The organism is Janibacter sp. GS2 (genome assembly GCF_051200835.1).
Lineage (GTDB): Bacteria > Actinomycetota > Actinomycetes > Actinomycetales > Dermatophilaceae > Janibacter.
In genome coordinates this window covers 508092-531768 of the sequence record NZ_CP195161.1, presented here as the reverse complement: position 1 = coordinate 531768, position 23677 = coordinate 508092, and the positions used below count along the sequence as shown (strand labels likewise).

General features: G+C 71.0%; 22 protein-coding genes. 18 read left to right on the top strand and 4 right to left on the bottom strand.

What is annotated here, in order from left to right:
- Positions 1–9: 9 nt before the first annotated feature.
- A complete protein-coding gene (locus tag ACR9E9_RS02605) occupies positions 10–1653 on the top strand; it encodes a DUF3352 domain-containing protein (protein ID WP_435201399.1) in 1644 nt (547 codons plus the stop codon).
- A 103-nt stretch (positions 1654–1756) separates the two neighbouring features.
- A complete protein-coding gene (locus tag ACR9E9_RS02600; RefSeq protein ID WP_435201397.1) occupies positions 1757–2410 on the top strand; it encodes a hypothetical protein in 654 nt (217 codons plus the stop codon).
- 62 nt (positions 2411–2472) lie between these two features.
- Here the strand turns inward: ACR9E9_RS02600 and ACR9E9_RS02595 are convergent, their stop codons facing one another.
- Together ACR9E9_RS02595 and ACR9E9_RS02590 are read right to left on the bottom strand one after the other, a co-directional pair.
- A complete protein-coding gene (locus ACR9E9_RS02595) occupies positions 2473–4092 on the bottom strand; it encodes an alanine/glycine:cation symporter family protein (RefSeq protein ID WP_435201395.1) in 1620 nt (539 codons plus the stop codon).
- A gap of 97 nt (positions 4093–4189) precedes the next feature.
- Positions 4190–5551, bottom strand: coding sequence for an MATE family efflux transporter (locus tag ACR9E9_RS02590; protein WP_435201393.1), 1362 nt, complete (start codon positions 5549–5551; stop codon positions 4190–4192).
- Between the two features lie 151 nt (positions 5552–5702).
- Between ACR9E9_RS02590 and ACR9E9_RS02585 the strand changes: the two genes are divergently transcribed.
- From ACR9E9_RS02585 to ACR9E9_RS02560, 6 genes are read left to right on the top strand one after another with little or no spacing between them, the layout of a single operon-like run.
- Positions 5703–6695: an AAA family ATPase gene (locus ACR9E9_RS02585; protein ID WP_435201391.1), complete on the top strand. Its 993-nt coding sequence runs from the start codon at positions 5703–5705 to the stop codon at positions 6693–6695.
- Positions 6696–6701: 6 nt separating this feature from the next.
- A complete protein-coding gene (locus ACR9E9_RS02580) occupies positions 6702–7583 on the top strand; it encodes a DUF58 domain-containing protein (protein ID WP_435201389.1) in 882 nt (293 codons plus the stop codon).
- Positions 7573–8046 carry a hypothetical protein gene (locus tag ACR9E9_RS02575; RefSeq protein WP_435201387.1) on the top strand — a complete coding sequence of 158 codons (474 nt, stop codon included), beginning with the start codon at positions 7573–7575 and terminating at the stop codon, positions 8044–8046. Before ACR9E9_RS02580 ends, ACR9E9_RS02575 begins: the two co-directional genes overlap by 11 nt.
- Positions 8046–9029, top strand: a complete 984-nt coding sequence (locus ACR9E9_RS02570) for a VWA domain-containing protein (RefSeq protein WP_435203562.1) — start codon at positions 8046–8048, stop codon at positions 9027–9029. Before ACR9E9_RS02575 ends, ACR9E9_RS02570 begins: the two co-directional genes overlap by 1 nt.
- Positions 9026–9997, top strand: a complete 972-nt coding sequence (locus ACR9E9_RS02565; RefSeq protein WP_435201385.1) for a vWA domain-containing protein — start codon at positions 9026–9028, stop codon at positions 9995–9997. The genes ACR9E9_RS02570 and ACR9E9_RS02565 overlap by 4 nt, the downstream gene beginning before the upstream one ends.
- Positions 9994–10734 (top strand): hypothetical protein, encoded by a 741-nt coding sequence (locus ACR9E9_RS02560; protein ID WP_435201383.1) that lies wholly within the window; start codon positions 9994–9996, stop codon positions 10732–10734. Before ACR9E9_RS02565 ends, ACR9E9_RS02560 begins: the two co-directional genes overlap by 4 nt.
- Positions 10735–10743: 9 nt before the next feature.
- Here the strand turns inward: ACR9E9_RS02560 and ACR9E9_RS02555 are convergent, their stop codons facing one another.
- Complete coding sequence (locus tag ACR9E9_RS02555; protein ID WP_435201381.1) at positions 10744–11484, bottom strand: GntR family transcriptional regulator; 741 nt, start codon at positions 11482–11484, stop codon at positions 10744–10746.
- Positions 11485–11558: 74 nt separating this feature from the next.
- Complete coding sequence (locus tag ACR9E9_RS02550) at positions 11559–12602, bottom strand: Gfo/Idh/MocA family protein (protein ID WP_435201379.1); 1044 nt, start codon at positions 12600–12602, stop codon at positions 11559–11561.
- Between the two features lie 154 nt (positions 12603–12756).
- Between ACR9E9_RS02550 and ACR9E9_RS02545 the strand changes: the two genes are divergently transcribed.
- The 10 genes from ACR9E9_RS02545 to iolB (ACR9E9_RS02500) all read left to right on the top strand — a co-directional run bounded on the left by ACR9E9_RS02545 (position 12757) and on the right by iolB (ACR9E9_RS02500) (position 23644).
- Positions 12757–13662, top strand: coding sequence for a TIM barrel protein (locus ACR9E9_RS02545; protein ID WP_435201377.1), 906 nt, complete (start codon positions 12757–12759; stop codon positions 13660–13662).
- The gene (iolC, locus tag ACR9E9_RS02540) at positions 13659–14630 is read left to right on the top strand and encodes a 5-dehydro-2-deoxygluconokinase (RefSeq protein WP_435201375.1); all 972 of its coding nucleotides are present in this window, start codon (positions 13659–13661) and stop codon (positions 14628–14630) included. Before ACR9E9_RS02545 ends, iolC (ACR9E9_RS02540) begins: the two co-directional genes overlap by 4 nt.
- Positions 14623–15546, top strand: a complete 924-nt coding sequence (locus ACR9E9_RS02535; RefSeq protein WP_435201373.1) for a Cgl0159 family (beta/alpha)8-fold protein — start codon at positions 14623–14625, stop codon at positions 15544–15546. Before iolC (ACR9E9_RS02540) ends, ACR9E9_RS02535 begins: the two co-directional genes overlap by 8 nt.
- Positions 15543–16430, top strand: coding sequence for a 5-deoxy-glucuronate isomerase (gene iolB, locus ACR9E9_RS02530; RefSeq protein ID WP_435201371.1), 888 nt, complete (start codon positions 15543–15545; stop codon positions 16428–16430). Before ACR9E9_RS02535 ends, iolB (ACR9E9_RS02530) begins: the two co-directional genes overlap by 4 nt.
- The gene (locus ACR9E9_RS02525) at positions 16430–17605 is read left to right on the top strand and encodes a Gfo/Idh/MocA family protein (RefSeq protein ID WP_435201369.1); all 1176 of its coding nucleotides are present in this window, start codon (positions 16430–16432) and stop codon (positions 17603–17605) included. Before iolB (ACR9E9_RS02530) ends, ACR9E9_RS02525 begins: the two co-directional genes overlap by 1 nt.
- Positions 17606–17611: 6 nt before the next feature.
- The gene (iolD, locus tag ACR9E9_RS02520; protein WP_435201367.1) at positions 17612–19456 is read left to right on the top strand and encodes a 3D-(3,5/4)-trihydroxycyclohexane-1,2-dione acylhydrolase (decyclizing); all 1845 of its coding nucleotides are present in this window, start codon (positions 17612–17614) and stop codon (positions 19454–19456) included.
- A gap of 8 nt (positions 19457–19464) precedes the next feature.
- On the top strand, positions 19465–20499 hold the full coding sequence (locus ACR9E9_RS02515; protein ID WP_435201365.1) for a LacI family DNA-binding transcriptional regulator: 1035 nt from the start codon (positions 19465–19467) through the stop codon (positions 20497–20499).
- 306 nt (positions 20500–20805) lie between these two features.
- On the top strand, positions 20806–21768 hold the full coding sequence (gene iolC / locus ACR9E9_RS02510; protein ID WP_435201363.1) for a 5-dehydro-2-deoxygluconokinase: 963 nt from the start codon (positions 20806–20808) through the stop codon (positions 21766–21768).
- Positions 21765–22679 carry a class I fructose-bisphosphate aldolase gene (locus tag ACR9E9_RS02505; protein WP_435201361.1) on the top strand — a complete coding sequence of 305 codons (915 nt, stop codon included), beginning with the start codon at positions 21765–21767 and terminating at the stop codon, positions 22677–22679. Before iolC (ACR9E9_RS02510) ends, ACR9E9_RS02505 begins: the two co-directional genes overlap by 4 nt.
- Positions 22676–23644: a 5-deoxy-glucuronate isomerase gene (gene iolB / locus ACR9E9_RS02500; RefSeq protein ID WP_435201359.1), complete on the top strand. Its 969-nt coding sequence runs from the start codon at positions 22676–22678 to the stop codon at positions 23642–23644. The genes ACR9E9_RS02505 and iolB (ACR9E9_RS02500) overlap by 4 nt, the downstream gene beginning before the upstream one ends.
- The last annotated feature ends 33 nt before the right edge of the window (positions 23645–23677 follow it).

The following is a 23677-nucleotide window of genomic DNA, read 5'->3' as shown; positions in this document are numbered from 1 at the left end:
AGACATCTCATGACCCAGCCGCCTTTCGGCCAGCAGCCACCCCACCAGGGCCCGGGGGCTCCGCCCCCGCCGCCCGGGTACGGACCGCCGAGCCAGGGCCAGCCGGCCCCGCCGCCCGGGTACGGCCAGCCGCCCCCGCCTCCGGGCTACGGCCAGCCGCCCCCGCCTCCGGGCTACGGCCAGGGCCAGCAGGGGTATCCGCAGCAGGGCCAGTGGGGTCAGGCGCCGATGCCGCCGGCGAAGAAGTCGGGTGGTGCCGGCATGTGGATCGCCTTCGGTGCGGCCGGCGTCGTCGGCCTCGGCCTCCTCGGCGGGGGCGCCCTCTTCGCCTTCAGCAAGGTCAACGGTGGCGGCCCCCAGCCGGAGAGCGCCCTCCCCTCGACGGCCGTGGCCTTCGCCAAGGTGGACCTCGACCCGTCGGCCGACCAGAAGGTCGACGCCTTCCGTTTCGCCCGGAAGTTCCCCGGTGCCCAGGACCCGCTGTCCGGGGTCGACGAGAACGGCGACCCGCGCAAGGAGATCTTCGAGTCCGTCCAGGACGACGGGGGATTCAAGGACGTCGACTACGACGCGGACATCGAGCCGTGGCTCGGCCAGCGCTTCGGCGTGGCCCTCCTGCCCGGCGACGAGGGTGCCGACCCGGACGTGGTCCTCGCCTTCGCGAGCACCGACGAGGCGGCCGCGAAGGATGGCCTGGCCAAGGCAACCCGGGACGGCGGGTACTGCTCGGTCCAGGAGGACTACGCCCTCTGCGGCGAGGAGCAGTCGATCGTGGACAAGGCAGTCAACGATGCGGCGTCACAGGCCCTCGCGGACAAGGACACCTTCAGCCAGGACATGGACGACCTCGGTGAGGACGGTCTCGTCACGGCGTGGATGGACGGTACCGCGCTGAGCGAGTTCACCATGGGGCCCGACGCGGACGGCCAGGCCGCCGAGGGTCGCCTGGCCATGGCCCTGCGTTTCGACGGTCCGACCCTGGAGCTCGCCGGCCGGGCCAACGGCCTGCCGGACGGCAGTGTGCCCTCCGGCGAGGGCACCTCGGTCGAGGACCTCCCCGCGGACACCATCGGTGCCTTCGGCGTCGCGGGACTCGACGAGGCGTTGACGAACGCGTGGCCGCAGATCGACTCGACGATGGAGGACCTCGTCGGGTCCGACTGGACCCGGGGCAAGGACGACTTCACCCGCGAGACCGGTGTCTCCCTTCCGGACGACGTCGCCAAGGCCGTGGGCAGCGAGACCACCGTCGCCGTCGGGGCCAACGGCCCCGAGCCGCAGATCGCCCTGAAGACGAATGGCGACCGCGCCGTCATCGACAAGCTGGTCGGGATGGACGCCGGCGGGAACTCGGGCATCAGCGTCAAGGACGGCAAGGACGACACGGTCGTCGTCGCCTCGAGCGACACCTACGCCGACACGGTCGGCTCGCAGGGTGGCCTCGGGGACAGCGACGCCTTCGAGGACGCGGTCCCGGACGCCGACGACGCCAGCACCATCGGCTACGTCGACGTGACGAAGGCCATCGAGGCCTTCGGCGAGGAGCTGGACGACGAGGAGCGCAAGAACCTCGAGCCGCTCTCGGCAGTCGGCTTCTCCGTGGCCGGCGAGGACGACCACGCCGACTTCCGGCTCCGCCTGACGACCAAGTGAGCCGGCCTGGCACCGCCGGTGGATGACGAAGGGGGCGGGTGGCAGACGTCGGCCCGCCGGGGCCGGCCTTTCGTCACCGGTCGCCAGCGGGCAGGATGCAAGGGTGACTTCCTCGGACCTGACCGATCGTTGCCGTGAGTGCCGGGACGAGTTCTGGCGCGGTGTCGGCCAGCTCGGCGCCTACCAGGACCCGCTCGCCGAGGTCGACGAGCCCGCGCTGTGGCCCATCGGCGGCTCGGCCTACGTGCGCGTGATGACCCTCCACTCGGGGATCGTCGCGACCGACGGGCTGAGCGACCCGATGCCCCGGGACGCTCCCGGGCGGATGCCCGGGCTGGGTCTCGAGATCTATCTCGAGAGCACCCAGCTCATGGACGATGACTACGGCGAGGCGCGCTGGTTGGTCGCGGCCCTCGAGGAGGCCGCCGGCGCGGTCGCCGGGGCGGCCGACAGCCTCGGTGACGCCCTCGCCGACCACGGGCTGCTCTCGCTCGAGCTCTCCGGCGCCGGCGCCCCCACGGACTGGGTCTCGGGCGGAGCCCTGGGTGCGCTGATCGGGGTCGAGCTGCCCGGTCGGGCGGCCGCCTTCGACGTCGACGCGGCGACGGTGCGCGTCCTGAGCTTCACCCCCCTTCGCCCCAGCGAGCTCGTGGCGGTCACCGCAGAGGGGCCACCCGGCCGCCGCCGCGTCGCCCAGGCGCTGGCCGGTCAGGGGTGGTACTCCTACGCCGACACCGAGCGACCAGCGGTCCTCTGACGCTGCTGCACGGCACAGGGCCCCGGGAGTCGATGACTCCCGGGGCCCTGTGGCTGCATCGATCAGTCCGAGCGGTGCTTGCGCTCGTGATCCATGGCGGTGCCCTCCATCGTGGGCAGGTCGCCGGTGTTGCCGTGCCGCTCGCGGATGGCCGCCAGCTCGGCGTCATCAGCCGCACCGAGCTCGTAGAGGCGACCCGACTTCCGGTCGGCGACGTACTCCTTCATCTCCCGGCGCAGCTCCGGCAGCATGATGTAGAGCGCCGAGAGGTTGATGAAGCCGCAGATGAAGAGGAACGAGTCGGTCATCGAGAGGACCTGCCCGAAGGTGAGGACCGTACCGACGACCGTGAAGGTCACGAAGATCAGCTTGTAGACCATCAGCGACGGCTTGCTGTGGCCGAAGAAGAACTCCCACGCCTTCTCGCCGTAGTAGCTCCAGGTGATGAGCGTCGAGAAGGCGAAGAGTGCGACGGCGACGGCCAGCACGATCGGGAACCACGGGAGGAAGGTCTCGAAGGCGTCCGAGGTGAGGGTGACGCCGTCCGGGACCGCTCCGCCGTCGATCACCTGGTCGATGCCTCCCTGGAAGGAGGGCGCGTCGGCGATGATGATCGTCAGGGCGGTGAAGGTGCAGATGACGACGGTGTCGATGAAGGGCTCCAGCATGGCGACGAAGCCCTCGGAGACCGGACGGGTCGTCTTGACCGGGGAGTGCGCGATCGGCGCCGAGCCGAGGCCGGCCTCGTTGGAGAAGGCCGCGCGCTGGAAGCCGACGATCAGGACACCGACGAGGCCACCGAGCCCGGCCTGCGGGGTGAAGGCGCCCTCGACGATGCTGCCGACCGCGCTCGGGATGTGGGTGAAGTTGCTCAGGATGACGAAGAGGCAGGCGATGACGTAGGCGATGCCCATGAAGGGCACGAGCTTGCTCGTCACCCGGGCGATCGACTTGATGCCGCCGAGGATGACCGCGCCGACGAGGAGCGCCAGCCCGATGCCGAAGAGCAGTGCGGCGCCGTCGGAGCCGAGGATGCCGCTGTCACCGCCGGTGACGTCCTTGGCCTGGACGAAGGTCTGGTTGGCCTGGAACATGTTGCCGCCGCCGACGCCGAAGCCGAAGATGGCGATCGCGAAGGCGCCGGTGAGGATCAGCGCCGGGATGCGGCCGAAGACGCGGCCGAAGGCGACCGGCATGTACTTGAACGGACCACCGGAGACGGTGCCGTCGTCGTTGAACTTGCGGTACTTCACACCCAAGGTGCACTCGGCGAACTTCGTCGCCATGCCGAGGAGGCCGCAGGCGATCATCCACAGGGTGGCACCCGCGCCACCGAGGGCCATCGCTGCACCGACACCGGCGATGTTGCCGAGTCCGACCGTCCCGGACAGGGCGGAGGAGAGCGCTTGGAAGTGGGTGATCTCACCCGGGTCCTCCGGCCGCGAGAACTTGCCCCGCACGACCTCGATGGCGAGTTTGAAGGAGCGGAACTGGACGAAGCCGAAGGTGATGCTGATGATCGTCGCCGCGGCCACCAACCACACCACGACGAAGGGGATCGAGATCCCGCCGATCTCGGGGGCCCAGAAGACCCAGCCGGCGAGCCAGGTGGCGAATGGTTCGAAGAAGTTGTCGACGGCCTCCTCGACGCCGTCAAGGGATCCGCCTTCGGCTGTCGGCATAAACGCGAGTGTGCTCATGGTGGAAGACGACAGCATGTGAGGGGCGTCGCTGGTGGCGAATTGGGGTCTCCTGACGAACTCGTCATCCTTTTGTGACCTAGTTCACAGCCCGGCGGGGACGCCGTGCGCCGGTCACCGCCCAGGCGTCGCCCCGGATCCGCCACCACATGAAGGCGCCGCGCACGAGCATGAATCCGCCGAAGGCCAGCCACAGCGCGACGACCCCCCACGCCGAGCCGTGACCCTCGCCGAGCACGCGGGCCACGGCGATGATCGGCACGTAGGCGATGAGCACGAGGATCATCGAACCGGCCAGCCAGGCCCCGTCCCCGGCACCGATGAGCACCCCGTCGACGACGAAGACATACCCCGACAAGGGCTGGGCGAGTGCGACGACCACGAGCCCGGCCGCGATGGCCGATCGGACCTGGGGGTCGTCGGTGAAGAGGGCCGGGAGCACGCGGTGGAGTGCCAGGAGGACCAGGCCCAGGCCGACGCCGCCCCACACACCCCACCGGACCATGAAGGCGGTGGCGGCGCGGGCCCCCTTCGCGTCACCGCCGCCGAGCGAGGCGCCGGTGAGGGCCTGGCCGGCGATGGCCAGCGCGTCGAGGGCGAAGACGAGGAGGGACCAGATCGTCGTCGTCACCTGGTAGGCCGCGAGGGGGACGTCCCCGAAGTCGGCGGCGACCGCGACGGTGAGCAGGATGATCGCGCGGAGCGCGAGGGTGCGCACGAGCAGTGGTGCCCCGTCGAGGGCGGCGTCGAGGACGCGGCCGATGTGGGGGCGCATCGAGGCGTGGACACCGTGCCCCTGCCACAGGACGACCGCGACGAGGCCGATCGCCATGCCCCACTGGGCGATGACGGTCGCCCAGGCGGCTCCGGCGATGCCCATGCCGACGCCGAGGACGAGACCGATGCTCAGGAGTGCATTGCCGCCGAAGCCGAGCGTGGCGGCGATGAGGGGCGTCGTCGTGTCCTGCAGCCCGCGCAGGATGCCGGTCGCCGCGAGGACGAGGAGCATGGCGGGAACGCCGAGGGCACTGATCCGCAGGTAGGTGACGGCCTCGGCCAGGGCCTCGGGCGAGGATCCGAAGACGCCCGCGAGCTGGGGTGCGAAGAGCCCGAGGACCACGGCCGCGACGAGGCCCAACGCGGCGGCGAGCCACATGCCGCCGGTCCCGACCTCGATGGCGCCGCGCTTCGAGCCCGCGCCGATCTGGCGGGCCACGACGCTCGTCGTGCCGTAGGCGAGGAAGACGAAGACCCCGGTGGCGGTGAGGAGGACCGAGCTCGCGGTGCCCAGGCCGGCGAGCGGCACGACGCCCAGGCGCCCGACGACGGCGGCGTCGACCATGAGGAAGAGCGGCTCCGCCACGAGGGCGAGGAAGGCCGGCACCGCCAGGGCGAGGACCTCCCGCGGCCCGGCCTGGATCGGCGCCGGGGACGAGGACATGCCCCGACCCTACGAAGTGCGCTGAGGTCGCCGTCGACCGCCCGTCCCGCCGAGCGGACCACGACGACATGGGGAGTCCTCCCCAGTGCCACCACCCCATGCACTCCGTAGAGTGGCCGCGTCCACATCAGCGCGAGCGAAGGGGAGCGCAGTGCCGCCCACGAGCAGGATCAGCACGGACCAGTTGGAGCGGGCCCGCGTCCTCGTCGCCTCGATCGACTCGGGCTTCGAGTCGAAGGTCGTCGGGCAGCGGCGCCTGCGCGAGACGCTCCTCATCGGCCTGCTGACCACCGGGCACGTGCTCCTGGAGTCCGTGCCCGGTCTGGCGAAGACCACGGCGGCGCACGCCTTGGCCACCGCGATCGGCGGCTCCTTCAAGCGCATCCAGTGCACCCCCGACCTGCTGCCCAGCGACATCGTCGGTACCCAGATCTACGACGCCAGCGAGGGCACGTTCGTCACCCAGCTCGGGCCTGTCCACGCCAACTTCGTCCTCCTCGACGAGATCAACCGCAGCTCGGCGAAGACGCAGTCGGCGATGCTCGAGGCGATGCAGGAGCGCCAGACCTCGATCGGCGGCCGGGTCTTCAAGGTGCCCGAGCCCTTCCTCGTCCTCGCGACCCAGAACCCCATCGAGCAGGAGGGCACCTATGTCCTCCCCGAGGCCCAGCTCGACCGCTTCATGCTCAAGGACCTGCTCGACTACCCGAGCCCCGCCGAGGAGGCCCAGGTCGTGCGCCGCATCGACTCCGGCATCTTCGACCAGCCGGACCGGTCGATGATCAGCATCGCGGACGCCCGCGAGCTGCAGGGCCTCGCCGCCTCGGTCTACCTCGACGCGGCGATCCTCGACTACATCACCTTCCTCGTCGCGGCGACCCGCGCCCCGACCAAGGTCATGCCGCCGGAGCTCGCCCGCTATGTCGAGATCGGAGCCAGCCCGCGGGCCTCCATCGCCTTCGCCAAGGCCGCGCGGGCCTCGGCGCTCCTGCAGGGCCGCGATCACGTCATCCCCGAGGACGTGCGGCACCTGGCGCACCGCGTCCTGCGCCACCGGGTCCTGCTCACCTACGAAGCCACCGCCGACGACGTGCGGGTCGAGACGATCATCGACGCGGTCGTCCGCGGCGTGCGCACGCCCTAGGACGCCATGTCCGCCCTCCTGCACAAGGTCAAGGGGAAGCTGTCGATCCACGTGCGGCGCCGGTCGATCGCGCTGCTCGACGGTGGGTACGCCTCGGTCCACAAGGGCCGCTCGATGGACTTCGACGACCTGCGCGAGTACGCGGTGGGGGACGACATCCGCGACATCGACTGGCGGGCCTCGGCCAGGCACGGCTCGATGCTCATCAAGCGCTACGTGGCCGAGCGCCACTTCTCCCTGGTCGTCGTCATGCCCGCCGGGCGCGAGATGGCCGCGCTCGCGGCCGGTGGTCAGCCGAAGCGGGACGTCGCGGTCATGGCCGTGGGGGTCCTCGGGTGGCTCGCCGTCCGCCACGGTGACGACGTCTCGATGGTCAGTCGCGGCCCGGAGCGGATCCATGCCACCCGGTCACGCTCGTCCGAGGGGCACCTCGAGATGCTCCTCCAGGAGACGGTCGCGTGCTCACAGCCGGACTCGCCGCCGTCGAACCTGCCGGACCTGCTGCGTCACGTCGGCCGCACCGTCAAGGGCCGCAAGGTCCTGCTCATCGTCGCGGACGACGGCATCGACGCACCCGCGGTCGAGGAGGTCCTGCGCACCCTGCGCCTGCGCCACGAGGTGCTGTGGGTCGACATCGCCGACCTCGACCCCCTCGCCCTGCCGGCGCAGACCCGGGTGCGCGACGTGACCTCACGCGAGACCTTGCCCGACCTGCTCATCGAGGACCGTCGGCTGGCCGGGGAGTTCGGCGCGGCGGAGGACCGGCGTCGGGCGGACGTCGCCGCGATGCTGCGCCGCACGGACGTCTCGGCCGCGCGCGTCGGCCACACCGACGAGGTCGTGCCGATGATCGTGCGGATGCTGGAGAAGAGGCGTCGTGGGCGCTGACCCGATCTACCTCCCTCCCCAGGACTACTCGGTCGTCTGGCCCGTCCTCGGCGGCTTCCTCCTCTTCGGTCTGCTCATCTGGGCCCTGACGGTGTGGATGCTGACCCGTGCCCCGGAGGAAGGGGGCAGCGGCGCGCCGCTGCCGCCCGAGGCGATGATGAAGCTGCGGCGAGACGCCCTCGGGCGGATCGACGCCGTCGAGGAGTCGGTCGCTGCCGGCACGATGGCGGCCCGCAAGGGGCACCACGAGCTGTCGAAGATCGTGCGTGGGTTCGTCGGCCGAGCGAGCGGGCTCGAGACGGACACGATGACCGCCGCGGACCTGCGCGAGCGTGGCCCGGTCCACCTCGCCACCCTCATCGAGGAGTACTACCCGCGCCAGTTCGGCATCGAGGAGGCCGATCGGCCGAGCATCGCCCGGTCCGCCGGGGCCGCGCGGCAGGTCGTCGGGGAGTGGTCGTGATGAACCTCGCCTGGTGGTGGATGCCCCTGCTCGTCATCCTCGTCGTGCTCGCCGTCGCCGGCCTCGGCTGGTGGTGGGCGGGGCGTGACTCGACGAAGGGCGATGCCGTCCTCGTCGCGCACACGCGCCGACTGACGCGCCTGCCCGCGTACCGCGCCGCCCTCGGGCGTCAGCGGGTGCGGCTCGTCGGGCTCGCGGTGCTCATCGGGGTCACGCTGCTGCCCCTGGCCGTCGCGGCGGGCCGGCCCGGCACCGAGCAGACGATCGACCCGGAGAAGCGCAACCGCGACATCATGCTCTGCCTCGACGTCTCGGGCTCGATGTTCGCCACGGATCGCGCGGTGCTGAACAACTTCGCCGAGATCGTCACGAACTTCCAGGGGGAGCGGATCGGTCTGGTGCTCTTCAACAACCAGGCGGTGACCGCCTTCCCGCTCACCGACGACTACCAGCTCGTCTCCGAGCAGCTCCAGGGGTACGCCGACGGCTTCTCCTACTTCAGCGAGAGCGAGTACGACCCGATCGCCGGGACGGCCAACCTGCGGATCCCCGCGAGCTCGCTCGTCGGCGACGGCCTCGCCAGCTGCGTGAACAACTTCGATCACGCCGACGAGGAGCGCCCCCGCGCGATCATCCTCGGCTCGGACAACGAGGTGCACGGCTCCGGCGTGTACACCCTCGGGGAGGCCGCCGACCTGGCGAAGGAGCAGGACGTGCGGGTCTACGCCCTCAACCCGAAACCCCAGGGCACGACCCACGCCCAGCTCTCGGAGGCCAGCGAGCGCACCGGCGGTCGGGCCTGGGGCCTGGACTCGGCCGGGGCGACCGATGACGTGACGAAGAGCATCGAGGAGCTCGAGGCATCGAGACTGCCCGATGTCGCGCCCGTCCACGTGCGCACCGACCTGCCCACGGTGCCGGTCGTCCTGGGGATGCTCGGACTCCTCTGCCTCTACCCACTCCTGTGGTGGTGGCGCCGATGAGCCTGCACCCCCTCATCCCGTGGCCCCTCGTGGTCGTCATCGGCCTGCTCCTCGTCGGCTTCACCACCTGGCGGCTCGTCGCCGATCCCCGCCGACGGGGTCGCTGGGCCCTGCGCCTGGTGACCGGCCTCGTCATGGTCGTCGCCCTGCTCGGGCCCGCGGTCAACGGTGGGATCGCCCAGCAGGCGGCCTCGGACGTCAACGTCTTCTTCGTCGTCGACACGACGACCTCGTCGATGGCCCGGGACCACAACGGCAAGCAGACCCGGCTCGAGGGGTATCGCGAGGACATCGCGAAGATCCAGAAGGAGATGCCCGGAGCCCGCTTCTCGCTCATCACCTTCGACTACGCGACGCGGGTGGTGATGCCCTTGACGACCGACACCACTGCCCTGCAGGCCGCGGCCTCGACCATGCGGGCCGAGAACTCGCTGTACTCCGGTGGATCGTCGGTCACGGCGGCGGGCGAGCGGCTGCGCACCACCCTCGAGGGGGCGCAGGAGCGCGCCCCCGAGCGTTCGCGCATCGTGTTCTACCTCGGGGACGGCGAGCAGACCGCGTCGAGCCGGCCCACCCCCTTCGACGTCGGTGACCTCGTCGACGGTGGTGCCGTCCTCGGCTACGGCACGAAGCAGGGCGGCAAGATGGCCACGACCCGGGGTGACGGGTCGGCCGGCGAGGACGTCACGGACTCCGAGGGCAACCCCGGGATCAGCACGATCGACGAGCAGCAGCTGGAGGAGATCGCCGACCAGTTCGATGTGCCGTACACGCACCGCACCGGAGGCGACATCTCCCCGGCGTTGGAGCAGGCCGACCCCGGGACGACGAGCGACGCCGCAGGCGCCGAGATCGAGATCTACACCTCGGTCGTGTGGGTCCTCGCGGTGATCCTCGCGCTCCTGCTGTCCATCGACCTCTTCCTCGTCACCCGTGAGATCAGCCGGCTGAGGAGGGCCACCCCATGAGCACCCCCACCGAGCCGCGTCTGCGACGCCGTCGCCGCCTGGTCTGGGCGAGCATCCTGCCGGCCCTCGTCCTCGTCGTGCTGGCCCTGCGCTTCCTCACCCTGCCGGTGCACGTGGGCGCCGCCCAGGACGCCCACGGCACCGACGACGGCGCGGGCATCGTCGCCGCCGGTGAGAAGCTCGGCATCCTCAACATCGTCGAACGCTGGCGGGCTCCCTTCGTCGAGGGGACCGGCAAGTCGGTCTCCGGCGACCTCTCGGGCGGCCGCTCCGATCTCGAGCTCGCGCTGGCGCGCACCAGCGACCCGCAGGACGACTGCACCGTCCGCACCAATCTCGTCATCACGATCTCCCAGCAGGCCGACGCGGCGGAGGAGGACGGCGACGAGGCGAGGACGAAGGCGCTCGCCAAGGAGGGGCTCGCGCTGATCAAGGAGGGGCCGAAGGGCTGCCTCGACGGTCAGGACGACGGCAACGGCGGAGACGCCGGCCGCAAGCAGCAGGAGCAGCAGAAGAAGCTCCAGGAGCAGTCCGGGCAGCAGCAGGAGAAGGACGACGAGGGCCAGGACGGCACGGACGAGAAGAAGGACGAGGGCTCCGGTGGCGAGGAGCAGGACCCGAAGAAGAAGGAGCTCCAGGAACGCAACCAGCAGGGCCAGTCGGAGGCGCAGGAGAAGAAGAGTCAGAAGGAGGCCGACAGCGAGGGCCACCCGGGCGGCGTCGAGAAGCCCTGGTGAGGCCGGCCCTCAGCGCTCGTCGAGCATGAGGTCGATGGTGTAGTCCTGCGCCCGGTAGGCGTGGTCGCCGAACTCGATGGCCGCCCCGGACGCGTCGAAGGCCATGCGGGTCATCGTCAGCACCGGTTGCCCGCCGCCGAGGCCGAGCTCGCGCCGCTCCTTGGCCGTCGGCATCCGCGCCCCGATCGACTGGCGGGCGACGACCGGCTTGACGCCGCGCCGCCGCAGCAAGGCGTAGAGCCCCTGCTCCTCGAGGTCCTCCCGCGCGATGTCGGCGTGGGCCGGCGGCAGCCAGTTGTGCATGATCGCCAGCGGCAGGTCACCTGCGGCGCGGACCCGGACGAGGGAGAGCATCTCGGTGTCGGGCTCGAGGTCGAGGGCGGCGGCGGCCCGCTCATCGGTGCGCACCTCGAACTCGAGGACGCTCGTGCGCGGCTCGCGCCCTTCGGCCTCGAGGTCGTCGAAGAGCGAGGAGAGGCGCGCCCGGCGGTGGACCTTGCGGTTGGCGACGGTGGTGCCCAGCCCGCGACGGCGCACGAGCAGGCCCTGGTCGACCATCTCCTGGATGGCGCGGCGCACGGTGGGACGGGAGAGGCCGAGCCGACCGGCGAGGGCGACCTCGTTCTCGAAGGGGTCTCCCGGCTCGAGCCGCCGGTCGTCGACCGCGGCGGTCAGCTGCTCGGCCAGCTGGTGGTACAGCGGCACCGGGGACTCGCGGTCGATGACCACCTCGAGCTGCAGCGCTGACATGTCGGGAGCATACGGGAGGAGGCTCTGGCCGGGCAGGGACGATGACAGCAGCGCCGGTCCGGGCCGACCGGCCTCTACCGGCCCCGGCCGTCCGGAGAGGCAGGCGCGTGATCGCCGAGGACCTCGGCGACCGTCACCGGACCGCCCCGCTGCACGGACAACTCGCAGGCGATGGCGACCCGGGTCGACTCCAGCGCGGCGTCCGGGGGAGAGGGGTTGGTGATCTCCCCGCGCACGTGCGCCACGAAGGCGGAGGCCTCGCGGCGGAAGGCCTCGCGGAACCTCGGCACGAACCCCGACCAGGGGTCGCTGCCGATCGTCGGTGGTCCCACCGTGGGCGTCCCCAGAGGCCGCAGCGGAGTGTGTGCGTCGAGGCCGGCGGCCAGGCTGTCCTCGGAGCCGAAGACCTCCATCCGCACGTCGTGACCTCGCGGATCGTGCCGCGCTCCGGAGACGGACACCTGGACTCCGGAGGTGGTCACGAGCTGGATCGACGTCACGTCGGCATCGTCGTGGTCCGCATAGCGGGTGAACTGCCGCACCGCGGACGTCGCGTACACCGTCTCGATGGAGCTGCCGGTGAGCCAGCGCACGAGGTCGAAATCGTGCACGTGCAGGTCGCGGAAGATACCGCCACTGGACGCGATGAAGTCCGGCTCGGAGGGCAAGTGGTCGTGGGAGAGGATGCGCACCGAGTACAGCGTGCCGACCTCACCGGCGGAGACGAGCTCTCGGGCACGGGCGAACTCCGGGTCGAAACGGCGCTGGAACCCGACCTGGATCCTGCAGTGGTGCGCGCGCGCCGCCTCGATGATCTCCTCGGTCTCACCGAGGGTCGCACCGATCGGCTTCTCGCACAGGATCGGTCGACCGAGCGGGAGGAGCTCGCGCAGCAGGTCCCCGTGCGCGGCCGTCGCCGTCGCCACCACGTACGCGTCGACCTCGACGTCGAGGGCCTCGGCGAGGGGCACTGCCGTGGCACCGTGCTCCCGAGCCACGGCCCGGGCGGGTTCCGGAGACCGGTTGACGATGAAGAGGTCATCGACCAGGGGGGCCAGGTCGCTCGCTCGAAGGGCGCCCATCCGGCCGGCTCCGACGACCATGATGCGTGGTGGCATCCGAATCTCCGCTCTCTCTTGCACCGTCGGTGCCTGTGTGTCACGCTCTGTTGGACCCTTCCAATTTAGTGGTGATGAGGACTCAGTGGGGCATTCAATGACGAATTTTCTCGATCGCGTGGCATCGGCCCCCATTTCGTGGGGAGTCTGCGAGGTGCCCGGCTGGGGAGCGATGCTGCCCGCTGACCGGGTCCTCCGGGAGATGACCGACCTCGGGCTCACGGCGACCGAGTACGGCTCGCCGGGGTTCCTCCCCGACTCACCGGGCGCGGTCAAGGACCTCCTGGCGAGGCACGAGATGTCCCTCATCGGCGGATTCACGCCGTTGGTGCTGCATGAACGCTCCCTGCGCCGGGAGGCGATCGCCGAGGTCCGCCGGGTCGCCGAGTTCCTCAGCTCGGCCGGTGCCACCGAGTTCGTGTCGTGTCCGGTCATGGATGCCGACTGGTCCGAACCGCGGCCGCTCGAGGCGAGCGAGCGCACGAACATGTTCGAGATGTTCGCGATCATCGACGAGATCTGCGGGGAGATGGGGATGCAGCAGGTGCTGCATCCCCACGTGCAGACGGTCGTCGAGACCACCGACGAGGTCCAGCGAGTGCTCGACGGGTGCGACGTGAACTGGTGCCTGGACACCGGCCACTTCGCGATCGGCGGCGCCGACCCCGTGGCCTTCGCCAAGGAGGCGGCCAGCCGCGTCGGGCACGTCCACCTCAAGGACGTGAACATGGACCTGGCGCCGGGACTGCTGCGACGCGAGATGTCCATCATGGACGGCGTGCAGCGGGGGCTCTTCCCGTCGCTGGGCCAGGGTGACGTGGACATCGCCGCGGTCATCGTCGAGCTCGAGCAGGCCGGCTACCAGGGCTGGTACGTCATCGAGCAGGACACGGCGATCACCGGCGCCATGCCCGCACCGGACACCGGGCCGGTCACCGCAGTGAGCGAGTCGATGAGGTACCTGCGCGAGAGCGTCGCGCCGCTGGTCGGTGAGCCCGCGAAGGGCGCCCGGTCGGCTGCGGGGGCAGCGGCCCCCTCCCGTGCGGGTGGGGCGCGATGACGACCCTCCCGGCCCCGGACCTGCTCGCCATCGGCCGGATCAGCGTCGACCTCTACGCCCGCGAGGCGCACGCCTCCTTCCTGGAGCCGCAGACCTTCGAGAAGTCCATCGGTGGCAGTCCCACCAATGTCGCCGTGGCCGGTGCCCGTCTGGGCCTGGACTCGGCCATCGTGACCAGGGTCGGCGACGACGCCCTCGGCGACTACAGCCGCGCCAAGCTCGCCTCGTTCGGGGTGCGCACCGACTTCGTCGGCCAGGAAGCGGGTGCGACCACCCCCGTCGTCCTCGTCGCCCTCGACGAGCCGAGTGAGCCGACGATCGCCTTCTACCGCTCGCCGACGGCGCCGGACACCCTCATCAGCGCGGACGCCGTCCCCGACGAGGTGCTGACCAGCGCCCGGCTGGTGTGGGTGAGCGCGGCCGCACTGGCAACCGGGCCCACCGCCAACACCGTCGCGACGTGGCTGCAGCGTCGGGGCCGCTCCGGTGACGTCGTGCTCGACCTCGACCTGCGCCCGACGTTGTGGAGCAGCGAGCAGGCAATGAGGGATGCGGCCCAGACCCTCATCGCCGCGTCCACCGTCGTCGTCGGGAACCGGGCCGAGTGCGCGATGGCCGTCGGGACGCACGATCCGCACGCCGCCGCCGACGCACTGCTCTCCCGGGGTGTGCACCTGGCCGTCGTGAAGATGGGCGCAGAGGGTGTGCTCCTCGCGTCCCCGTCCGAGCGCTTCGTCATCGCCCCGATCCCCGTCGATGTCCGGTGCGGTCTCGGGGCGGGCGACGCCTTCGGGGGGGTCCTCGCGGCCGGCCTGGTGCGCGGCTGGGACCTCGAACGCATCGGCCGCTACGCCAACGCCGCGGGCGCCCTCGTGACGAGTCGACTCACCTGCTCGGATGCCATGCCCACCACCGATGAGCTGGACGCATTCCTCAGCAGCCACGAGGAGGCGGGATCGCATGTATGAGTCAGCGCGGTTGTCCGCCGCCGACTACCACGAGCTCACCGACACCCGGGTGCACGAGCCCCAGCGGATGCGCGAGGCGCTGAGCGCGAGGCGGCGTCGCTCCCTGGTGGGCCCCGACGGGCAGTTGCTCATCATCGCGGCCGACCACACCTCCCGAGGGCGGCTCGGGGTCGGTGACGACCCCTCGGCGGCAGAGAGCCGCCAGGACCTGCTCGGGCGCCTCGTCGACGGCCTGGCCGACCCCCGGGTGGACGGGGTGCTGGCGAGCGCGGACGTCCTCGAGGAGTTGGCCCTGCTCGGCGCCCTGGACGGCAGGCTGGCGATCGGCACGATGAACCGTGGCGGTATCGCGGGCAGCCAGTGGGAGCTCGATGACCGGATGACCGCCTACGACGCCGAGCACGTCATCTCGACCGGTCTCGATGGCGGCAAGATGTTGGTCCGCATCGAGCCGACCGACCCCGGCGTCGCCCGGACCCTGGAGATGGCCGCCGCCGCGACGAGCGCACTCAGCGACGCGGGGATCATGACGGTGATCGAGCCCCTGCCCTACCTGAAGTCCGCGGCGGGGCAGGCGGTGCTCGACCCCAGCGAGGACGCGCTCACCCGCGCCGTCGCGATCGCGAGCGGTCTGGGCGCCTCCTCGGCCCACACCTGGCTGAAGATCCCGGCCACGGCCGACCCGGCACGGGTCGCAGCCGCGACCACCTGCCCGATCCTGCTGCTCGGCGGCGACGCCGGGCACGAGTGGGAAGGCGTCTTCGGTCGCTGGGAACAGGCCCTAGGCATCCCCAACGTCCGCGGCCTGATGCCCGGCAGGGCGTTGCTCTATCCCGCAGTCCTCAGTGTCCCTGCCGCCATGGATCGTGCGGCCACTCTCGTGCACGGGGCCCTCACCGAAGGAGACAAGTCATGACCAATCTGTATCGAGCCGGGGACCTGCGGACACCGGACGCCCTGGCGAAGGTCACCCCGGAGCAGGCCGGCTGGACGTACAGCGGAATGGAGGTGTTCGACCTGGCGGCCGCGGAGTCGGTGACGCGCGTCCTCGACGGGATCGAGGGAGTCCTCGTTCCGCTCTCCGCCACCGATGTCACGGTGACGGTGGACGGTGACCGGCACCGTCTGCGAGGACGCGTGGGCGTCTTCGACGCGGTCTCCGACTGGATCTACCTGCCGCTGGGAAGCACGGTCGAGATCAGTGGGGCCTCGGGCGAGGTCGCCCTGTGCTCCTCCCGCGCCGAGGTGCGCCACGAGGTCGCAGTGGTCGCCGCCGAGGACGTCCCGGTCGAGGTGCGCGGCAGCGGGCGGGCGACCCGTCAGGTGACGAACATCGCCACGCCGAGCTCCTTCGAGGGGGCCGACAAGATCAACGTCTGTGAGGTCATCACTCCGGGGGGCAATGTCTCCTCGTGGCCCCCGCACCGGCACGACGGCATCGGCGATTGCGAACCGGTCAACGAGGAGATCTACTACTTCCGCATGGGCCAGGACGACAGCTCGCACGGGCACCCGAACGGGCTGGGCATGTTCAGGGTGTACACCGTCGACGGCAGCAGCGACGAGACGTGCCCGATCTTCGACGGCGATGTCTATCTCATCCCCGAGGGCTACCACGGGCCGTCCATCGCGCTGCCCGAGTACCCGATGTACTTCCTCAACGTGCTGGCGGGGCCGCTGCCGGAGCGGACGATGGCCTTCTGCGACGACCCGGCGCACCACCGGATCCGCGAGGAGTGGACCGACGAGGATCAGGATCCGCGGCTTCCGATGACCAGCGCCGAATCGAGGGTCTCCTGATGCGCACGGACGTGAACATCGCCGTGCTCGGGTTGGGCTGGATGGGCCAGGCCCACAGCCGGTCGGCGCGCCGGATCCCGATGCACTTCCCGGACCGCGCTGCCGAGCCGCACCTCACGGTCTGCGCCGACCCGGACCCGGAGGCGCGGCGACGGGCGACCGAGGACTTCGGCTTCGCCCGAGCCACCGGGGACTGGCGCGAGGCGGTCGCTGCCGACGACGTGGATGTCGTCTGGGTGACCGCGCCGAACATGTTGCACGTCGAGATGATCGAGGCCGCGACCGCTGCCGGCAAGGCGGTGTTCAGCGAGAAGCCGGTCGGGGGCAGGCCGGAGCACGTGCTCACCGCGCACGGGAGCGCCGCCGCTGCCGGGGTGCGCACCGGGGTGGGCTACTGCTACCTGTGGGCGCCCCTGGTGCTGCACGCCCGCAACCTCATCGCCAGTGGTGAGCTCGGCGAGATCACGCACTACCGCGGGCGCTTCCTGTCGATGTACGGCAGCGATCCCCGGGGCCTTCTCACGTGGCGGTACAAGCACGAGATGGCTGGTTACGGTGTCTCCAGCGACATCCTCAGCCACGCAGTCTCCCTCGCCCAGTTCCTCGTCGGGCCGATCAGCGAGGTGGTCGGGATGGCCAACACGACGATCGGTCAGCGTCCCCTGCCCACCGGCGCCAGCAGCCACTACGCCCTCGGGCAACCGGGAGACCCCACCGGAACGGTGGAGAACGAGGACTTCGCATCGATGCTCTGCCGCTTCGAGGAGGGCGCCACCGGGACCTTCGAGGCGAGCCGCACGGTCGTCGGCCCCGAGAGCCAGAATGCCTTCGAGATCTACGGCACCAAGGGCTCGTTGATCTGGAACCTCGAGCGGATGAACGAGTTGCAGTACTACCGGGCGTCCGACGCGCTCGAGACCGGCTACACGACGATCTACGGCGGTGATCGCTTTCCGTTCCACGGGGCCTTCGTGCCGGGACAGGCGAACAGCATCGGCTTCGAGGACCTCATCGCGATCCAGGACCATGCCTTCCTCGAGGCCCTCGTCACCGGTGGACCCTTTGCTCCGAGTTTCGAGGAGGCCTGCGACGTCGTCAGCGTCCAGCAGGCACTCATCGACTCGTGGGGGTCGCGGTGCTGGCAGCCCGTCGTCGACATCAAGCAAGGAGGGTGAGTGGTCATGGACGTCGTTCGACTCACGACCGCGGAGGCGATGGTCCGGTACCTCATCGCGCAGCACGTGGAGATCGATGGTCAGGAGGTGCCGCTGTATCCCGGGGTGTTCGCCATCTTCGGCCACGGCAACGTCACCAGTCTCGGCCACTCCCTCGAACGCCATCGGGACGAGATCCCGGTGTGGCGTGGTCAGAGCGAGGAGGGCATGGGCCTGGCCGCCGTGGCCTACAGCAAGGCGATGCGTCGCCAGCAGGTCATGGTGTGCACGAGCTCCATCGGCCCCGGTGCCACGAACTTCGTCACGGCCGCCGGTGTCGCGATGGCCAACCGTCTGCCGGTGCTCTTCATCTCCGGTGACACCTTCACGTCACGACTGCCCGACCCCGTTCTGCAGCAGGTCGAGCACTTCGACGACCCGTCGACGACGGTCAACGACAGCTTCCGCGCGGTCGTGCGCTACTGGGATCGCATCACCCATCCCGCGCAGCTGCTCTCGACCCTGCCGCAGGCGACCCGCACGATGCTCGACCCGGCCGACTGTGGTCCGGCCTTCCTCGGCCTGCCGCAGGACGTCGCCGCGACGGCCTATGACTTCCCGGTCGCCTTCTTCGAGCGGGCAGTGCATCGCATCCCGCGCCCTCGTCCCGACTCGGCCGAGCTCGAGGCCGCCGCTGAGCTGCTGCGCTCGGCCGAGCGGCCGGTCATCATCGCCGGCGGAGGGGTGCACTACTCGCTGGCCGAGGAGCAGCTCTCCTCCTTCGCCGACCGGCACGGCATCCCGGTGCTCGAGACCGTGGCCGGCAAGTCATCGCTCCTGGCCGACCACCCGAGATACGCGGGACCCATGGGTGTCACCGGTGCGGACGAGGCGAACTCGGTCTGCAGCGAGGCCGATGTGGTGCTCGCGGTCGGAACGCGTCTCAACGACTTCGTGACCGGGTCGTGGACGGTGTTCGACGAGTCGGCCCGCATCATCGGGCTCAACGCGGCGCGGTTCGATGCGGTGAAGCACCTCGCGCAGCCGGTCGTCGGTGACGCCCGAGCGAGCCTCGCCGAGCTCTCGTCGCTCCTCGGCGAGTGGACGGCTCCGCCGGAGTGGGTCGAGCACGGGACCACGCTGCGCCGCGCCCTCGGCGAGCTCATCGCGTCCCGGACGGCCGACGACGGTGGGACGCCGCTCAGCTACGCCCAGATCGTCGGTGCCGTCCACGCACAGGCGAGCGCGGACGACTACGTGATGACCGCGGCCGGCGGGCTGCCCGGTGAGCTGAACATCAACTGGCTCAGCCTCGCCACGGCCAGCTTCGACTGCGAGTACGGCTTCTCGTGCATGGGCTACGAGATCGCGGGCGCGTGGGGCGCGGCGATGGCCCGCCCGAAGGGGGAGGTGTTCTCGCTGGTCGGCGACGGGTCGTACCTCATGCTCAACAGCGACATCTACTCGTCGGTGCTCTCGGGCCAGAAGTTCATCCTCGTCGTCTGCGACAACGCCGGCTTCGCGGTCATCGAGAGGTTGCAGACGGGGCAGGGTGGGGAGTCGTACAACAACATGCTCCGGGACGCGAGGGGCCCGGGGTCGGATGTTCGAGTCGACTTCGCCGCCCACGCTGCCGCCATGGGTGCACACACGGCCAGGGTGTCGTCGATCGCCGAGCTGGACGCCGCTCTGGGTGCGGCGCGCGAGCACGACCGGACGAGCGTCATCGTGGTCGGCGTCCGGGAGTCGGACTGGACCAAGAGCGACCTCTTCTGGCAGGTGGGCGTCCCCGAGGTGAGCGACCTGGAGAGCGTCCGTGCCGTGAGAGCATCAGCCGAAGAGTCGTTGGCAGCACAACGGCGTGGGGTCTGAGGTCTGGCATGGATGGCACCACCGCCTATCCGACGATCCGTGACATCGCCGCACGGGTCGGGATGTCGAAGTCGCTCGTCTCCCTCGCCCTGCAGGACTCGCCGCGCGTGGCGCAGGCCAGCAAGGCCGCCATCCTCTCCGCGGCGGAGGAGCTGGGCTACCGACGCAATGCGGCGGCGCGGGCCCTGGTGGCGCATCGCACCAGGACCATCGGCGTCTTCCTGCTCGACCTGCACAACCCCATCACCGCGGACCTGGTCGCTGCTGTCCAGGAGGAGGCCCGGCGCCGGGGGTACCAGACGATCGTCGTCGTGGGCGGTGATTCGGCGACCGAACGGGCCGAGATCGTCAAGCTGCTCGAGTTCCGCGTCGAGGGAATCGTCGCTGTCGGGCACCGACTTCCGGCAGGGGGCCGCGAAGCGATCACGAGCACGTGTCCCGGGGTGATCATCGGCAGCGAGCAGACGGGGGTGCCCGACCTGCTGTCGATCAGCAACGACGATGCCGTGGGGGCAAGACTGGCCGTGGAGCACCTGATCTCGTTGGGCCACACCCGGATCGCGCACGTCACCGGCGGCCGGAGCCTGGTCGCCCGGCGCCGGCGGCGAGGGTACGAGCAGGCCATGCGGGACAGCGGTCTCGGGGCGGAGGTCTCCTGCCATGACGGCGACTTCACCGACGAGGGCGGCCATCACGGAGCGTGGGCCGCGTTGACGTCGGGCCGACCGCCCACGGCACTCTTCGTCGTCAACGACTTCGCCGCGTTCGGGGCGATGGCTGCGGTGGTCGATCTCGGTCTGCGGGTCCCCGAGGACGTGTCGGTCGTCGGCTACGACGGGACTCGGCTCTCCGGTCTGCGAGCGCTGAGCCTCACGACGGTGGTCCAGCCCCTGGAGAGCATGGGCTCCCAGGCCGTGGCCCATCTGTGCTCACGGCTCGACGGCGACGACGCATCGCCGAAGAAGCGGATCCGGCTCACCCCGAGCCTCGTCGCGCGCGAGACCACCGCCCCCCTTCGCACCGCAGAGCACGAAGGGGCGTGAGCAGGGTGGCCCGCCGTCCTGCCGCCCGAAGGACAATATGTAAGGACAAACTATTGACAGTCGTTCGAGCCGTACGGGAGAGTGATGTGCGTCACGGTGCACCGCGATGCGAAGGGGGCTCCACGCGAGGCGGAACGAGCTCGACTGCCTCGGTCGATCCGGCGCCTGTGACCCCGACACTCTCCCCCGACTGCGGTCTGGGCAACCGAGAACCAAGGACTGTGAGCATGACCGCGATGACCACCACGCACCCCTCGCCGACCGACTCGCCCCGGCCGACCGCCGACCTCGTCCGGCGGGCCTGAGATGTTCGACGTCGTGACGATGGGCCGCACGGGGGTCGACATCTACCCCCTCGACCACGGGGTGCCCCTGGAGGAGGTGCGGACCTTCGAGAAGTTCCTCGGCGGGTCCGCGACCAATGTCGCGGTGGCCGCGGCGCGGTACGGCCGTCGGGCCGCTCTCGTGACGAAGACCGGGGACGATGCCTTCGGCCGGTACGTGCGCGCCGAGGCGCAGCGTCTCGGGGTCGTCGGGGACTTCATCACCCCGATCGCGGGGGAGGGCCCGCCCACCCCGGTGACCTTCTGCGAGGTGCACCCCCCGGACGACTTCCCGCTCTACTTCTACCGCTACCCCACGGCCCCCGACCTCCTGCTGACCGAGGCCGACCTGCCGCTGGCGCAGATCGCGGAGGCGCGGGTGTTCTGGACGACGGTGACCGGCCTGTGCCAGGAGCCCTCCCGCGCCGCGCACCACGCCGCCTTCGCCGCCCGCGGCCGGACCGAGCACACCGTCCTCGACCTCGACTACCGCCCGATGTTCTGGTCCGACCCGAGCGAGGCCTCGGCCGAGGTCTCGCGTGCCCTGGAGCACGTGACGATCGCCGTCGGCAACCGTGAGGAGTGCGAGGTCGCCGTCGGCGAGAGCGATCCGCAGCGCGCCGCCGACGCCCTCCTCGAGCGCGGTCTCGACCTGGCGATCGTCAAGCAGGGGCCGAAGGGCGTGCTCGCCGCCACCGCGGACGAGCGCGTCGAGGTCCCGCCGTACCTCGTCGAGGTCGTCAACGGCCTCGGTGCGGGCGACGCCTTCGGAGGGGCGCTCGTCCACGGCCTCCTCGAGGGGTGGGACCTGCGCCGGATCCTCGAGTTCGCCAATGTCGCGGGCGCGCTCGTCGCCGCACGACTCGAGTGCAGCACGGCGATGCCGACCGCCGACGAGGTCGAGGCCGGTCTCGCCGCATGGGCGACGACGGGAGCCAGCGCATGAGCACCACGAGGACGACGCTGCGCCCGGGCGCGGTCGACATCGCACACCTGACCGGGATCCGCGCGAGCGACCCGACGGCCATCGCCCGCGGCTGGGCGCAGCGCTCGCGCCGTCCACTGCTCGCGGAGGACGGGCGGATGCTGCTCGTCGCCGCCGACCACCCCGCCCGGGGCGCCCTCGGGGTCCGCGGCGAGGCGATGGCGATGGGCTCGCGCCCCGACCTCCTCGAGCGCCTGGCGACCGCCCTGGCCCGCCCCGGCGTCGACGGTGTGCTCGGCACCCCTGACGTCCTCGACGACCTGCTGCTCATGGGCGCCCTCGAGGACAAGGTCGTCGTCGGGTCGATGAACCGTGGTGGCCTGCAGGGCTCCACCTTCGAGCTCGACGACCGGTTCACCGGCTACTCGGCCGCGGAGATCGTCCGCCGCGGTCTCGACGGCGGCAAGATGCTCACTCGCATCGCCCTGGAGGACCCCGGCACCGTGGCGACGCTCGAGGCGAGCGCCGAAGCGATCACGGCGCTCGCCGAGCACGCGACGATGGCCATGGTTGAGCCCTTCTGGTCCATCCGGCGCGGCGGCAAGGTCGTCAACCTCCTCGACCCGGACAGCACCATCCGCTCGATCGCCGTGGCCTCCGGCCTCGGGGTGAGCAGCGCCCACACGTGGCTGAAACTGCCGGTCGTCGACGAGCTCGAGCGCGTCATGGACGCCACGACGATGCCCACCCTGCTCCTCGGTGGCGACCCGACGGGTGACCCCCAGGAGACCTACGCCTCCTGGGAGGGGGCGCTGACCCTGCCGCAGGTGCGCGGCCTCGTCGTCGGTCGCGCCCTGCTCTACCCGTCCGACGGGGACGTCGCCGCTGCGGTCGACATCGCCTCCGGCCTGGTCCACAGGGGGAGCCGATGAACCACACCCCCCGCACCGGCGTCGACAACGACCGGTGGTTCCACCCCTTCGCGCCGAAGGGGGAGGGCTGGGCCGTCGAGATCACCGACGCGGTCGACGGCTGGCAGCACACCTCCCTTCGCGTCGCCCTCCTCGAGCCCGGCGCCATCATCGACCACACGCTCACCGGTGAGGAGGCGGTCGTCGTCCCGCTCGTCGGGGGGTGCCGGGTCGACCTCGCCGGGACCACCTACGAGCTGACCGGCCGGGGCAGCGTCTTCGCGGGGCCGAGCGACACCCTCTACCTGCCGGCCGGCACCCGGCTGACGCTGACCAATGTCGGGGAGACGCCCGCGCGGATCGCCCTGTGCGGCGCGCGGGTCGAGGACGAGACCGGGGGTGGGCGCGAGGTCGTCCACCTGCCCGCGGACCTCGTGCCCGTCGAGCTGCGGGGCGCGGGGCAGTGCAGCCGTGAGGTCCGGGGATTCGCGATGCCCGACACGCTGCCCGGCGCCGAGCAGATCCTCGCCTGCGAGGTCATCACCCCGGCAGGCGGCTGGAGTTCGTACCCGCCGCACAAGCACGACACCGACCGACCGGGCGAGGAGAGCGAGCTCGAGGAGATCTACTACTTCGAGACGCAGAGCGTCGGTGAGGTCGACGTCGGCCGGGCCCCCCTCACGCGGGGCACCGACCGCGCCGACGGACGTCAGCCGGTGGGCTACCAGCAGGTCTACGGCGCGCACGGGCGTGACATCGACGTCCTCGTCGAGGTGACCACCGGCGACACCGTCCTCGTGCCCCACGGCTGGCACGGCCCGGCGATGGCCGCGCCCGACGCCGATCTGTACTACCTCAACGTCATGGCCGGGCCCGGGCCCGAACGGGTCTGGTTGATCTGTGACGATCCCGCCCACGGCGAGATCCGCGCGACCTGGACCGGTCAGGACGTCAACGGGCGACTGCCCGTAGGGGGGACCCGGTGAGGGCCGCGGTTCGCGGCGCACGAGGCGTGCCCG

Coding starts and splice junctions, on each gene's coding strand:
- ACR9E9_RS02605 (WP_435201399.1), top strand. CDS start 10: ATGACCCAGCCGCCTTTCGGCCAGCAGCCACCCCACCAGGGCCCGGGG.
- ACR9E9_RS02595 (WP_435201395.1), bottom strand. CDS start 4,092: ATGCCGACAGCCGAAGGCGGATCCCTTGACGGCGTCGAGGAGGCCGTC.
- ACR9E9_RS02590 (WP_435201393.1), bottom strand. CDS start 5,551: ATGTCCTCGTCCCCGGCGCCGATCCAGGCCGGGCCGCGGGAGGTCCTC.
- ACR9E9_RS02580 (WP_435201389.1), top strand. CDS start 6,702: ATGTCCGCCCTCCTGCACAAGGTCAAGGGGAAGCTGTCGATCCACGTG.
- ACR9E9_RS02570 (WP_435203562.1), top strand. CDS start 8,046: ATGAACCTCGCCTGGTGGTGGATGCCCCTGCTCGTCATCCTCGTCGTG.
- ACR9E9_RS02565 (WP_435201385.1), top strand. CDS start 9,026: ATGAGCCTGCACCCCCTCATCCCGTGGCCCCTCGTGGTCGTCATCGGC.
- ACR9E9_RS02560 (WP_435201383.1), top strand. CDS start 9,994: ATGAGCACCCCCACCGAGCCGCGTCTGCGACGCCGTCGCCGCCTGGTC.
- ACR9E9_RS02555 (WP_435201381.1), bottom strand. CDS start 11,484: ATGTCAGCGCTGCAGCTCGAGGTGGTCATCGACCGCGAGTCCCCGGTG.
- ACR9E9_RS02550 (WP_435201379.1), bottom strand. CDS start 12,602: ATGCCACCACGCATCATGGTCGTCGGAGCCGGCCGGATGGGCGCCCTT.
- iolC (WP_435201375.1), top strand. CDS start 13,659: ATGACGACCCTCCCGGCCCCGGACCTGCTCGCCATCGGCCGGATCAGC.
- ACR9E9_RS02535 (WP_435201373.1), top strand. CDS start 14,623: ATGTATGAGTCAGCGCGGTTGTCCGCCGCCGACTACCACGAGCTCACC.
- iolB (WP_435201371.1), top strand. CDS start 15,543: ATGACCAATCTGTATCGAGCCGGGGACCTGCGGACACCGGACGCCCTG.
- ACR9E9_RS02525 (WP_435201369.1), top strand. CDS start 16,430: ATGCGCACGGACGTGAACATCGCCGTGCTCGGGTTGGGCTGGATGGGC.
- iolD (WP_435201367.1), top strand. CDS start 17,612: ATGGACGTCGTTCGACTCACGACCGCGGAGGCGATGGTCCGGTACCTC.
- ACR9E9_RS02515 (WP_435201365.1), top strand. CDS start 19,465: ATGGATGGCACCACCGCCTATCCGACGATCCGTGACATCGCCGCACGG.
- iolC (WP_435201363.1), top strand. CDS start 20,806: ATGTTCGACGTCGTGACGATGGGCCGCACGGGGGTCGACATCTACCCC.
- ACR9E9_RS02505 (WP_435201361.1), top strand. CDS start 21,765: ATGAGCACCACGAGGACGACGCTGCGCCCGGGCGCGGTCGACATCGCA.
- iolB (WP_435201359.1), top strand. CDS start 22,676: ATGAACCACACCCCCCGCACCGGCGTCGACAACGACCGGTGGTTCCAC.